The following is a 12522-nucleotide window of genomic DNA, read 5'->3' on the forward strand; positions in this document are numbered from 1 at the left end:
GGGGGGTGTTTTCGGGCGGCGCGCTCGGTGCGGCCCCCCCCGGGCGGGGCCCCCCCGCGCGGGGGGCGCACCACCCACCCGTCGCCGTCGGCCGGCGCCGATGAGTTCCGGACGTGGCGACGGTCCATCCGGACGGGACCGAACCACCTCGGTCCGGAAGCGAACGGAGGCAGGGCCCATGGCCGCACTGATCTACTCGGCGACGATGTCCCTTGACGGTTTCATCGCGGGCCCGGGAGGCGACATGTCCTGGTTGGCTCCGTACGCGGGCCCCGACCCGGCCGCCGACGAGCTCGCGGCCCGGACCGGGGCGCTCCTGGTCGGCAACACCACCTATGGCGGGGACGACCCGAACCGCGGCACCGACGCCGAAGGGGCGTTCGGGGGGACCTGGCACGGCCCACAGTTCGTGCTCACCCACCACCTGCCCGCCGCCGGGCCGCCGGACGTGACGTTCACCGATGACCTCGGCTGGGCGGTCGCGGCGGCCCGAGCCGCGGCGGGTCCGAAGGACGTCAACGTGCTCGGCGCCGACGTCGCGCGGCAGTGCCTGGAACTCGGGCTGCTCGATGAGGTGGTCGTCTTCGTGGTCCCGGTGCTGCTCGGTGACGGCGTCCGGCTCTTCGACCACACCGGTGGTCACCTCATCCGCCTCGAGCACGTCGCCCGGGACGTCGGCGAGGTATCGACGCACCTGCGGATGCGGGTGGTCCGGGACTGAGCGGTCCCGGTTCAGCGCACGGTCAGGATCCGGAACCCGTTCACGCTCGTCAGGCGGGTCACGTCCCGGTCCAGCTCCGCCGCGATCCACCGCTGCAGGGAGTCCGAGCCGAGGTTGCGCTGCACCACGAGCTGCGCGCGGGCACCCGGTGCCAGCCGCGGCAGCCAGGTCTGCAGGATCTCGTGCAGCGCCGCCTTGCCGATCCGGATGGGCGGGTTCGACCAGAGCTCGTCGACGCGCAGGTCCGGTTCGGTGGCGAGCAGCTCCTCGGGCAGATAGGTCTCCACGTTCGTCAGGCCGAGCCGGGCCGCGTTGTCCGCCGTGAGCGCGAGCGCCCGGGAGTTCACGTCCACCGCGAGCACGCGGGCACCGGGGGAGGCGAGCGCCATCGCGATCGCGATCGGGCCCCACCCGCAGCCCAGGTCGAGGAGGACGCCGGTGGCCGGGGGGTCGTCGACGGTGTCCAGCAGCACCGTGGTGCCGGGGTCCAGGCGGTCGCCGGAGAAGACCCCGGCAGCGGTCTCCAGCCGCACCTGCCGTCCCCGGATCGCGACGTCGATCTCCCGCCGCCGGTCCGGACCGCTCGGGGTGGTCGAGAAGTAGTGGGACACGGCGACGAGCCTAACGGCGCGGTTGCGCGCCAGGCGCCTCGGGCCTATGGCCCACAGCGAAATCGCTTGGGAACATTTTGCCCGCGTGCCACCATTGAGTCATCGGACCCCCAACAAAGGACACCATGACCGAACGCACCGCCCCGACGACCCCCCGTAGCGACGCACCCCACGGCGACGACGCCCAGGACCGCGCGCAGGACGTCGTCGCACGAATCCTGGCCCGGGCGGGCACGGCGATCCAGTTGGGCGATGACGGACCGAGCGCCTACGACGGCGAGCAGTTCGACGTCGACGACCGTTCTGCCCTGCGCCGGGTCGCCGGCATGTCCACCGAGCTCGAGGACGTCACCGAGGTCGAGTACCGCCAGTTGCGCCTCGAACGCGTGGTGCTGGTCGGCCTGTGGAATTCCGGCACCGCCGAGGCCGCGGAGGTCTCGCTGCGCGAGCTCGCCGCCCTGGCCGAGACGGCCGGCTCGGAGGTTCTGGACGGGCTTCTCCAGCGGCGCACCGCGCCGGACCCGGGCACCTACCTGGGTTCCGGCAAAGCCCGCGAGCTCGCCGACCTCGTGGCCTCGACCGGAGCCGACACCGTGATCGTCGACTCCGAGCTCGCCCCGTCCCAGCGCCGCGGGCTGGAGGATGTGGTCAAGGTCAAGGTCATCGACCGCACAGCGCTGATCCTCGACATCTTCGCCCAGCACGCACAGTCCCGGGAGGGCAAGGCTCAGGTCGAGCTCGCCCAGCTCGAGTACCTGCTCCCACGGCTACGTGGTTGGGGTGAGTCGATGTCCCGGCAGGCGGGCGGTCGGGTCGCCGGCGGTGCCGGGATCGGCTCCCGTGGTCCCGGTGAGACGAAGATCGAGCTCGACCGGCGACGGATCCGCACCCGGGTGGCGAAACTGCGCCGCCAGATCAAGGCGATGGCGCCCTCCCGCGCCACCCGTCGGCAGTCCCGGCGCGCCGGCGCGGTGCCGTCGGTCGCGATCGCCGGCTACACGAACGCCGGCAAGTCCTCCCTGCTGAACCGGCTCACCGGCGCCGGGGTCCTCGTCCAGAACGCCCTGTTCGCGACGCTCGACCCGACCGTCCGCCGGACCGAGACGCCGGACGGGCGTACCTACACCCTCGCGGACACGGTCGGCTTCGTACGGAACCTGCCCACCGAACTCATCGAAGCGTTCCGGTCGACACTCGAGGAGGTCGCCCAGGCGGACCTCATCGTGCACGTCGTGGACGCCTCGCACCCCGACCCCGAGGGACAGCTCGACGCGGTGCGGTCCGTCCTCCGCGACATCGAGGGCACCTCGGACATCCCCGAGATCGTCGCGCTGAACAAGGCCGACCTCGCCGAACCCGAGACCATCGCGCGGCTGCGCACCCGGGTGCCGGACGCCGTCGCCGTGTCCGCCCGGACGGGTGCGGGCATCGAGGAACTACGGGACCGGATCGCCGAGCTGCTGCCGCACCCGGCCGTCCATGTCGACGTCGTGGTGCCCTATCAGCGGGGCGACCTGGTGCACCGCGCGCACGTCAGCGGTGAGGTCCTCACCGAGGAGCACACCGAGGCCGGGACCCGGCTCGTGGCGCGGGTCGACTCCGAGCTCGCCGCGGCGCTCGCGGACGCCGTCGCCAGCTGATCCGGCGTCCCACCGGGCCCGATCCGGGCACACTCATGGCACCGTCGTCCACAAGCCGGAGCGCCGCACCGCCGGCTCGGCGTGGTGGCGCGATACCGTCGAGGACGTGCCTGCAGACCCCTCCTCGACCGAGCCCGACGACGCCCTGACCATGACGAAGGACAGGTCTGCCGACGCCGCCGAGGACGGGGCGACCACGGGTGGTGCGAGCGCTTCCGCGCAGGCGCCCGAGGTCGTCCGGAGCACCCCGGCTCCCGCCGGACGCATCGGCGCGGGGCGACCGACGCCGTCGGACATCGATGCCGTGCTCGACGCCGTGGTCGCCTCGATGGGCGGCGCCCGCCGCGAGGGGCAGCACGAGATGGCCCGCGCCGTCACCGAGGCGCTCACCGAGACCAAGCACCTGCTCGTCCAGGCCGGCACCGGAACCGGGAAGTCGCTCGCCTACCTCGTGCCGACCCTGGTGAACGCGGTCGCCACCGGGGAGCGGGCGATCGTCTCGACGGCCACGCTCGCGCTGCAGCGGCAGGTGATCGGCCACGACCTGCCCCTGGTGGCCGACATCCTCAAGGACAAGCTGCCCCGGGAGCCCACCGTCGCCCTGCTGAAGGGCTGGCACAACTACCTGTGCCTGCACAAGATCGCCGGCGGCTACCCGGCCGAGGACGACTCGGCCCTCTTCTCGGAGGCGCTCGTGGCGCCGTCGGTGGCCGAGGAACACCCCAGGGAGCAGGACGACTCGCTCGGCGCCCAGGTGGTTCGGGTGCGCGAGTGGGCGGAGCAGACCACCAGCGGCGACCGCGACGAGCTCATCCCCGGGATCAGCGACAAGGCGTGGCGGCAGGTGTCGATCACGTCGATGGAGTGCCTGGGCCAGCGCTGCCCGTTGCTTGCCGACTGCTTCCCGGAGAAGGCGAAGGCCGCCTCCCGGGAGGCGGACGTCGTGGTGACGAACCACGCGATGCTCGGGATCGCCGCATCCGGGTCGCCCAAGGTGTTGCCCGAGCATGAGGTGCTGGTAGTCGACGAGGCGCACGAACTTGCCGACCGCGTCACCGCGCAGTCCACCGTCGAGCTCTCCGCGTCCTCGGTGGACCGGGCCGCGCGGCTCGCCCGCCGGCACGCCGGGCTCGCCCTGCCCGGGCTGGACGATGCCGTGAACACGCTGCGCACCGAGCTCATGGGCGTCCCCGAGGGACGGCTGCAGGCCGGCCTGCCGGAAGGGCTGATCGGCACCGTCCGGTTGATCGCCGACGGCGCCCGGGAGGCGATGACGGCGATGCGCACCGAGGCCGGCGCGAGCGTCAGTCCGGAGCAGGCCGGTGCCAAGAACATGGCCAAGAGCGCGATGCTGATCCTGTTCGAGGTGTGTGACCGGCTCCTGTCCGACCGGGTCGCCAACCTCCGTGACGTCGTGTGGTGCGAGCGGGGCCGGCGCCCGGGGGAGGGCTCTCGCCTGATGGTCGCGCCGCTGAACGTGTCGGGCTCGATCAACTCCGAACTGTTCACCGATCGCGCGGTGGTGCTCACGTCGGCCACCCTCACCCTGGGGGGCACGTTCGACTCCACGGCTCGCGCCGTGGGCCTGTCCGACGGCGGCTACCGCGGTGTGGACGTCGCGTCACCGTTCGACTATGGCAAGCAGGGCATCCTGTACGTCGCCAAGCACCTGCCCGCGCCTGGGCGGGACGGCACCGACGAGCGGATCCTGACCGAGATCGCCGAACTGGTCGAGGCGGCCGGTGGCCGGACCCTCGGGCTGTTCTCCTCCCGGCGCGGCGCGCAGCTCGCGGCCGAGGCGATGCGTGAACGCCTCGACACCCCGGTGCTGCTCCAGGGTGAGGACTCGTTGCCGTCCCTGGTGAAGCAGTTCGCGGCCGACCCGGCGACCTCGCTGTTCGGCACACTCTCGCTGTGGCAGGGCGTCGACGTGCCGGGAGAGTCCTGCCAGCTCGTGATCATCGACCGGATCCCCTTCCCGCGCCCGGACGACCCGATCAAGGCCGCCCGGACCGAGGTCGTCGTGAGCAGCGGTGGCAACGGGTTCATGGCGGTCTCGGCCACCCACGCCGCGCTCCTGCTCGCCCAGGGCGCCGGCCGGTTGATCCGCCGCACCACCGACCGTGGCGTCGTCGCGGTCCTCGACCCGCGGTTGCGCACCGCCCGGTACGGGAGCTTCCTGGCCGGGTCGCTGCCGCCGCTGTGGCCGACCACCGATCCCGGGCTGGTCCGGGCGGCGCTGCGCCGGCTCGCGAGCGCCTGAGCGAGCGGCCCGGCGCGGGCCGGATAGTGTTACTGCGAAGGCGATCCACCACGAGAGGAATCCCGTCGTGACCCAGGTACCAGACCGAGCCGCCACACCTCCCGGGGTCTCCACCCTCGCCATCGTCGGCGCCGGCTCGGTCGGCGCGACGCTCGCGTATGCGGCGCTGATCCGGGGCGTCGCACGACGGGTGGTCCTGTACGACCTGAACCGGGCCAAGGTGGAGGCCGAGGCCCTCGACCTCGCCCACGGTATGGCCTTCATGCCCATGGGCGCGGTGGAGGGCTCGGACGACATCGGGATCTGCGCCGGCGCGGACATGGTGGTGGTCACCGCGGGCGCCAAGCAGCAGCCGGGGCAGACCCGCCTCGAGCTCGCGGACCGGACCATCAACCTGATGCGCACGCTCGTGCCGCAACTGGTGGAGGTCGCGCCCGACGCCGTGTACATGATGGTCACGAACCCGGTGGACGTGGTCACCTACGCGTCGCTGAAGATCTCCGGGCTGTCGCCCAGGCAGATGTTCGGCTCCGGCACCGTGCTGGACACCTCGCGGCTGAGGTACCTGCTCAGTGAACACTGCCGGATCGCGGTCCGGAACGTGCACGCCTACATCGTCGGCGAGCACGGCGACTCCGAGTTCCCACTGTGGAGCGCCGCCAATATCGGCGGGGTGCCGCTGCGTGAGTTCGTGGCTGCTACCGGGGTGCTCAGCACCGGGGACCTGGCCGAGATCGCCGACGAGGTGAAGAACTCCGCGTATCGGATCATCGACGGCAAGGGGGCCACGAACCACGCCATCGGTCTCGCCGGTGTGCGGATCATCCAGTCGGTGCTGCGTTCCGAGCAGGCGATCCTGCCCGTCTCGAGCCTGCTCGACGACTATCTCGGCATCTCCGACGTGTGCCTGTCCGTCCCGTCGATCCTGGACCGCGACGGCGTGGGCGAGCGTCTCGAGTTCAACTTCGACGAGTCCGAGCTCGCCAGCCTGCGCGCCAGCGCGGACGAGATCCGCGGCGTCGCCCGGCAGTTCGGCTTCTGACCTCGGGCTCCAGAAGCCGAACCGGGAACTCAGATCGAGCGGAGCACGCTCACCACGCGGCCGAGGATCTGCGCCTCGTTGCCGTCGATCGGCGAGAACGCCGGGTTGGCGGGCATCAGCCAGATCTGGGAGGCGGAGCGCTTGAGCGTCTTCACGGTCGCCTCGCCATCGATCATCGCGGCGACGATCTCGCCGTTCTCGGCGACGTTCTGCTGACGCACGACCACCCAGTCGCCGTCGCAGATGGCGGCATCGATCATCGATTCGCCGACCACCTTGAGCAGGAACAGATCGCCTTCGCCGACCAGTTGGCGGGGGAGCGGGAACACGTCCTCCACGGCCTGCTCGGCCAGGATCGGGCCACCGGCTGCGATCCGGCCGACGACCGGTACGTAGGCGGCACCGGGGTCGATGCCCTCCCGGTCCGGCGCCTCGAAGATGTCGATGTCGCCGCGAACCGACTGGGCGTCGTCCGGAGCGATGACCTCGATGGCGCGCGTGGAGATCGGGTCCCGGCGCAGGTACCCCTTCTGTTCGAGCAGGTTGAGCTGATACTTCACCGAGGACGGGCTCGCCAGGCCGACGGCCGCACCGATCTCCCGCATGGTGGGCGGGTACCCCTTGGCCTCGATGCTCGACCGGATGGAGTCCATGATCTGCCGCTGACGCACGCTGAGGCCGTCGGGGCCCGGGGTGTCCTTCGGGTCGGGGGACTTGGAGCGGCTGGATCGGGTCACGGTCTCCTCCTGAGTGGTCGGTTCGGCCTGTGTTTCCGCCATTGTCAGAGGGCGGTGATGTGCTGTCGAGGTGTTCAAGACAACAGTAGGCGCCATCGGCCGATCTGCAAAACATGTGTTCGACTGGCGTGTCGACATCGGATTCGCTGCGTGCTACCTTCAGTACAGCCGTTCGACGAACAATCGTTCTACCCGCGACGACCGAGGAGACTCCCGATGAGTGCACTGGCCTTCCCCCACGCCGAACTCCGCACGGGTGCCAACTCCGGGGCACGGCGGGGCCGAACCGCACGTCGTCGCCACCTGTCGGCGGTGCCGGGCGGTCGCGCGGGAGCAGGCCGACCCGTGACCCGGGTCGTGAGTGCGCACCCGACCGTCGGGTCGTCCGCGGTCGCGCTGGTGGCCTCGCCCGAGGCGCTGGTCGGCCCGCTCGCCCCAGCGCCGACCCGGCGCCTCGCTCCGGCCCTGCCCGACCTCACCGCTGCGCCCGCGCTGGCGCCGGTGTCCGTGCCTCTCGTGCGGCCCGAGCGGGAGGGCGCCCCGGTGCGGCCGGTCCGTCGGCCTGTGCGCCGGTCGGACGCACTGCCCGCCGAGACGGTCGAGCCGGCCCGCACCGCCGGCGAGGAGCCGCTGCGGCTGACGGTCCGCGGCCGCCGGGTACTCGTGGCGCTCGGACTCGTGGTCGCCGCGGTGCTCGGGTCGGTCCTCGGCCTCGCATTCCCATCCGAGCCGGCCGCGCCCACCGAGGTGGCGACGGTGGTCGTCTCGCCCGGGGAGAGCCTGTGGGCGATCGCTGCCGAACACGCCGCGCCCGGCGCGGACGTGCGCGTGGTGATCGACCAGATCATGGAGCTGAACTCGCTCGCCACCTCCACGGTGGTGGCCGGTCAGGCCCTCACCGTTCCAGTCGGCTGACCCACAGTTGTCCCGGCAGCAGCGCCCAGCCGCACGTGTGCCGGAAGTCGCTTGCATCTGGACACGCGAACGCCTAACGTTTCCCTACATCTAGTAGTTACACCGTTGTGATCCGCGCACATGTAGTGCGCGGTCGTGACGGCCACGATGTGGGAAGGATCCGTCGGTGCACTGCCCGTTCTGTCGGCACTCCGATTCCCGCGTCGTGGACTCACGGACCGCCGAGGACGGGTCAGCGATCCGGCGCCGGCGCCAGTGTCCGAACTGCGGTCGGCGATTCACGACGGTCGAGACCACCAGTCTGAACGTGATGAAGCGTTCCGGTGCCGTCGAGCCGTTCAGCCGGGACAAGATCATCTCCGGTGTCCGTAAGGCATGCCAGGGGCGACCCGTCTCCGACGACGACCTGGCGCTGCTCGCACAGCAGGTCGAGGAGACCATCCGCAGCAACGGCGTCGCGGAGATCGACGCCCACGAGGTCGGCCTGACGATCCTCGGCCCCCTTCGTGAGCTGGATGAGGTCGCCTACCTCCGGTTCGCGAGCGTGTACCAGGCCTTCTCCTCGCTGGAGGACTTCGAGGCGGCGATCGCCGCGCTGCGGGTGGACCGCCCCGACCAGAGCGAGGAATCGCTCCCATAGACGGCCGCCGGTGGCGCTGGAGGGGAAGCCAGCACCACCGGCGGCAGCATCGGACGACTCGTGCCGGGTGTCCGACGGCGGTGCCATTGTCGAGCGCGAACGCGAACGCACCGCCACGTCGAGGCCGGATCGGTACGCCTCACAGATCGCTAGAGCGCGCGCCCCACAGATTCACGCCGCCGTCGCGCGCGTACCGATCGATCTCGGTGAGCTCGGCGGCGGTGAGGGTCGGCGCGTCGAGGGCGGCGAGGGTGTCGTCCAACTGAGCCACGCTGGAGGCACCCACCAGCGCAGTCGTGACGCGCGGGTCGCGCAGCACCCAGGTGACCGCCAGTTGTGCGAGCGTCTGGCCGCGCCGCTCGGCGATGGCATTCAGCGAACGGATCCGGCCGAGGTTGGCGGCCGTCAGGTACTCCGCCTTCAACGAGGTCCCCTTCGCGCCGCGCGAGTCGGCGGGCACGCCGTCGAGATAGCGGTCGGTGAGCATGCCCTGCGCCAGCGGCGAGAACACCACCAGACCGAGCCCGGCATCCCCGGCGACGTCCAGGAGTGACTCGCCGGCGGGCCCCGGGTGCTCGATCCAGCGGTTGATCATCGAGTACGACGGCTGGTGCACGCTCAGACGCAGCCCGATCCGGTCCGCGACCGCCAGCGCCTCGCGGGTCCGCTGCGCCGAGTAGGACGAGATGCCCGCGTACCTGGCGCGGCCGGAGTCCACGGCGGTCCTGAGCGCGCCGAGCGTCTCCGCCAGTGGCGTGCTCGGGTCGTACCGGTGGCTGTAGAAGATGTCGACATGGTCCAGGCCGAGCCGCCGCAGCGAGGCGTCCAGGGAGGACAGCAGGTACTTGCGTGAGCCGCCCTCGCCGTACGGGCCCGGACCGGCTCGGTAGCCGGCCTTCGTGGTGATCACCAGCTCGTCCCGCAGTGCCCGGAGGTCGCCACGCAGCAGGGTGCCGAGGTTCTCCTCGGCGGCACCGACCGGCGGCCCGTAGTTGTTCGCCAGGTCCAGGTGGGTGATGCCGCGGTCGAACGCGTGGTGAATGATCTCGCGCTGGCGGTCGATGGGCGTGGCGACGCCGAAGTTCTGCCACAGGCCGAGGGAGATGGTCGGCAGGTCCAAGCCGGAGTTCCCCGCTCGGCGCATCGGCATCCGGTCGTAACGGTCCTCGGCCGGGAACGCGGTGGGGGTGGTCATGGCCACCGAGCGTAGTGCGCCGATACTGGCGGCCCGTAGCGTTGGCCCATGCTGATCGTCATGTCCGGGCCGCCGGGGGCCGGCAAGTCCCATCTGGCTGGTCGGATCGCCCGCGCCCTGGCCGTTCCGGTGCTCTCCGTCGACCCTGTCGAGGCCGCCATGTGGCGCGCCGGGGTCGGCGGGCCCGGCGCGTCGCTGCCGACGGGCCTGGCCGCCTATGTCGTGGTGGAGGCGCTCGCCGAGGACGTCCTCGCCCTGGGCCAGAGCGTGCTGGTCGACGCCGTCAACGCGGTGGAACCGGCGCGCGAGCAGTGGCGGGCGCTGGCGGACCGGGCCGGGGCACAGCTGCGGGTGGTGGACGTGATCTGCTCCGACCCGGATCTGCACCGGTCCCGGCTCGAGGGACGACGGCGGGACCTGGCCGGGTTCCCGGAGCCCACCTGGGCGCAGGTGTCGCAGGCAACCACGGCCCCGCCCTGGACCGTCCCGCACCTGCGCGTCGACACGGCCGATCCGGGTGACCCCCTGCCCCTCGTGCTGGCGCACCTGTGGCAGTGAGAAGGCTCAGGCGGGCGGCGTGAGGTGCCGTAGGTACTGCCGGCACACGTGCACCCGCCGATACCGCCGACGTATCTCTTCCTCATCGTCGATGCGGGCGTGTGCGAACGCGAACAGTGGTGCGCTCAGCGGCTCTGGCGCGGTGAAGCCCTCCAGTTCTGCGTCCGTCACCCTGCTGTCGGCGTACACCTGCAGATAGCGGTGGTTCTCCCGGAAGCCGCGGGCCAGGTACCAGCCGTTCGCGGCCTCGTCCCCGCGGGTCCACGCGTCCAGGGTGCGCGCGCCGGCCAGCCGCGGCAGCGCCGCGCCCAGGAGCCGGCTCGCGATGCCGGACCGTGCGTGATCGGGGTGCACGGCCACCGACTCGATGGTCGCCTCGACCCCGTCGAGGGCGACGTCGAGCAGGCCAACGACCGTTCCGCCGTCGTCCGCCACCAACTGAACCGACGGCAGGTCGTAGGTCGGGCGCTGCGTGTACACGTCGTCGTAGTACTCGGTCTCGAAGAAGCTCAGCAGCCGGCAACGCAGCCAGCTCGCGGCGTCGTCCGGCTGGTAGCCGCGGATGGTTGGTGGCATGTCCCCACCTTGGCGACCCCGTCGGGCCCGGGCAATCGAATATGGGTGGCGCCGGCCCGCCTGCCACGGCAGGGTAGGGGGCACGCCGGAGAACCCGGCGGACGAACGAACGAAGAGGTGTGACGATGCCCGATCCCACAGATGCCGGACCCGACGAGGCCGCCCTGGCCGACTCGAAGGCGAAGATGCGTGAGGCCCTCGAGCGCAAGCGCGAGAAGGAGCACATGACCGCCGAGGGGCGTCGCAACACCGGGAGCGTGCACGGCTCCGAGGTCACCGGCGCCGAGGGTAAGCGGGTGTTCCGGCGCAAGTCCGGCTGAGCCACGTGACACGGCGGGCCGGGCGATGGGGGAGTACCCCGTCGCCCGGCCCGCCGTTCGCGTCTGTCCGGTGGTTCAGTCCTCGGAGTCGGGGTGCAACGCCCGCACCCGGATCGTCGGCTCCATCTCAAGCAGTTCGGCGAGCTCGGACGCCGGCAGGTCGGTGCTGAGGTCGGTCACCACGTAGCCCACGTCGCCGGAGGTGCTGAGCACCTGGCTCTCGATGTTCGCACCACCCGCGGCCAGCGTCCGGTTCACCGCGGCGAGGACGCCCGGCACGTTGCGGTGCAGGTGCGCGATCCGGTGGGAGCCGTCTCGGGGGCGGTCCAGGATCAGCGCGGGGACGTTGACGCTCAGCGCCGTGGCGCCGGTCTCGAGGTAGTCGCGCAGCTTGCCGGCGACGAACATGCCGATGTCCTTCTGTGCCTCCTCGGTGGAGCCGCCCACGTGCGGGGTGAGGATCACGTTCGGGAGGTCGCGCAGCTCGGACTCGAACGCGTCGCCCTGGGACTTGGGCTCCTCGGCGAAGACGTCCACCGCGGCACCGACGATCCTCCCCGAGACGATCTGGTCACGCAGGTGGGCGTAGTCCACGAGGAAGCCGCGGGAGAGGTTCAGGAAGATCGACCCTTCCTTCATCCGGGCGAACTGGGCCGGTCCGAACATGCCCGCGTTGCCGGGCCGCCCGTCCACGTGCAGCGTGACCACGTCCGCCACGTCCAGCAGCTCGTCGAGGCTGCGCATCCGCTGGGCGTTGCCCAGCGCGAGCTTCTCGGCGGTGTCGTAGAACACCACGCGCATCCCGAGGGCTTCCGCGAGCACCGAGAGCTGGGTGCCGATGTTCCCGTACCCGACGATGCCGAGGGTGCGGCCGCGCACCTCATGTGCGCCCGTCGCCGACTTGTCCCAGGTGCCGGCGTGCAGCGCCTTGTCCTTCTCGGTGAGCCGCCGGGTCAGCGCGATGATCTCGGCGAGGGCCAGTTCCACAACGGAGCGGGTGTTCGAGAACGGCGCGTTGAACGCCGCGACGCCACGGCCGGCTGCGGCGCGTAGGTCGATCTGGTTCGTCCCGATGCAGAACGCCCCGACGGCGAGCAGATCGGGTGCGCTCTCCAGCACCCGGGCCGTCAGGTTCGTCTTGGATCGGATGCCGAGGACGTCGACGCCCTGGAGCGCCTCGATCAGCTCGTCCTCGTCGAGGGCACCCTTGGCGGTGACCACCTCGACGCCGGCGTGCATCAGCAGTTCTCTGCCGAGCGGATGGATGTTTTCCAGAAGGAGCGCCTTGACCACGGCCCTATCGT

13 protein-coding genes are annotated in these 12522 nt (G+C 71.4%); 8 read left to right on the top strand and 5 right to left on the bottom strand.

Annotated elements, in window-relative coordinates:
* Positions 1-178: 178 nt before the first annotated feature.
* Positions 179-721: a dihydrofolate reductase family protein gene (locus tag KCQ71_RS24020; RefSeq protein WP_223411233.1), complete on the top strand. Its 543-nt coding sequence runs from the start codon at positions 179-181 to the stop codon at positions 719-721.
* Between the two features lie 11 nt (positions 722-732).
* Here KCQ71_RS24020 and KCQ71_RS24025 read toward each other — a convergent pair whose 3' ends face one another.
* Positions 733-1332, bottom strand: coding sequence for a class I SAM-dependent methyltransferase (locus KCQ71_RS24025; protein WP_223411234.1), 600 nt, complete (start codon positions 1330-1332; stop codon positions 733-735).
* A 125-nt stretch (positions 1333-1457) separates the two neighbouring features.
* On the opposite strand from KCQ71_RS24025, the gene hflX reads away from it, so the two are divergent.
* The 3 genes from hflX to KCQ71_RS24040 all read left to right on the top strand — a co-directional run bounded on the left by hflX (position 1458) and on the right by KCQ71_RS24040 (position 6277).
* Positions 1458-2972, top strand: a complete 1515-nt coding sequence (gene hflX, locus KCQ71_RS24030; RefSeq protein ID WP_223411235.1) for a GTPase HflX — start codon at positions 1458-1460, stop codon at positions 2970-2972.
* Positions 2973-3300: 328 nt separating this feature from the next.
* On the top strand, positions 3301-5235 hold the full coding sequence (locus KCQ71_RS24035; protein WP_223411313.1) for an ATP-dependent DNA helicase: 1935 nt from the start codon (positions 3301-3303) through the stop codon (positions 5233-5235).
* Positions 5236-5302: 67 nt separating this feature from the next.
* Positions 5303-6277 carry an L-lactate dehydrogenase gene (locus KCQ71_RS24040; RefSeq protein WP_223411236.1) on the top strand — a complete coding sequence of 325 codons (975 nt, stop codon included), beginning with the start codon at positions 5303-5305 and terminating at the stop codon, positions 6275-6277.
* Positions 6278-6306: 29 nt separating this feature from the next.
* On the opposite strand, the gene lexA is transcribed toward KCQ71_RS24040, so the two are convergent.
* Complete coding sequence (gene lexA / locus KCQ71_RS24045; protein WP_249423481.1) at positions 6307-6930, bottom strand: transcriptional repressor LexA; 624 nt, start codon at positions 6928-6930, stop codon at positions 6307-6309.
* Between the two features lie 300 nt (positions 6931-7230).
* Here lexA and KCQ71_RS24050 point away from each other — a divergent pair, with 300 nt between their 5' ends.
* A complete protein-coding gene (locus KCQ71_RS24050; protein WP_223411238.1) occupies positions 7231-7929 on the top strand; it encodes a LysM peptidoglycan-binding domain-containing protein in 699 nt (232 codons plus the stop codon).
* 166 nt (positions 7930-8095) lie between these two features.
* Positions 8096-8569, top strand: coding sequence for a transcriptional regulator NrdR (gene nrdR / locus KCQ71_RS24055; RefSeq protein ID WP_154793643.1), 474 nt, complete (start codon positions 8096-8098; stop codon positions 8567-8569).
* A 139-nt stretch (positions 8570-8708) separates the two neighbouring features.
* On the opposite strand, the gene KCQ71_RS24060 is transcribed toward nrdR, so the two are convergent.
* The gene (locus tag KCQ71_RS24060) at positions 8709-9764 is read right to left on the bottom strand and encodes an aldo/keto reductase (RefSeq protein ID WP_223411239.1); all 1056 of its coding nucleotides are present in this window, start codon (positions 9762-9764) and stop codon (positions 8709-8711) included.
* A 48-nt stretch (positions 9765-9812) separates the two neighbouring features.
* On the opposite strand from KCQ71_RS24060, the gene KCQ71_RS24065 reads away from it, so the two are divergent.
* The gene (locus KCQ71_RS24065; RefSeq protein WP_223411240.1) at positions 9813-10322 is read left to right on the top strand and encodes a P-loop nucleotide/nucleoside kinase family protein; all 510 of its coding nucleotides are present in this window, start codon (positions 9813-9815) and stop codon (positions 10320-10322) included.
* Between the two features lie 6 nt (positions 10323-10328).
* Here KCQ71_RS24065 and KCQ71_RS24070 read toward each other — a convergent pair whose 3' ends face one another.
* Positions 10329-10898 carry a GNAT family N-acetyltransferase gene (locus KCQ71_RS24070; protein WP_223411241.1) on the bottom strand — a complete coding sequence of 190 codons (570 nt, stop codon included), beginning with the start codon at positions 10896-10898 and terminating at the stop codon, positions 10329-10331.
* Positions 10899-11023: 125 nt separating this feature from the next.
* On the opposite strand from KCQ71_RS24070, the gene KCQ71_RS24075 reads away from it, so the two are divergent.
* Positions 11024-11218 carry a DUF5302 domain-containing protein gene (locus KCQ71_RS24075; protein WP_154793647.1) on the top strand — a complete coding sequence of 65 codons (195 nt, stop codon included), beginning with the start codon at positions 11024-11026 and terminating at the stop codon, positions 11216-11218.
* A 75-nt stretch (positions 11219-11293) separates the two neighbouring features.
* On the opposite strand, the gene serA is transcribed toward KCQ71_RS24075, so the two are convergent.
* On the bottom strand, positions 11294-12511 hold the full coding sequence (serA, locus tag KCQ71_RS24080) for a phosphoglycerate dehydrogenase (protein ID WP_223411242.1): 1218 nt from the start codon (positions 12509-12511) through the stop codon (positions 11294-11296).
* Positions 12512-12522: the final 11 nt, after the last annotated feature.

This window comes from Occultella gossypii, assembly GCF_019947135.1.
Lineage (GTDB): Bacteria > Actinomycetota > Actinomycetes > Actinomycetales > Beutenbergiaceae > Occultella > Occultella gossypii.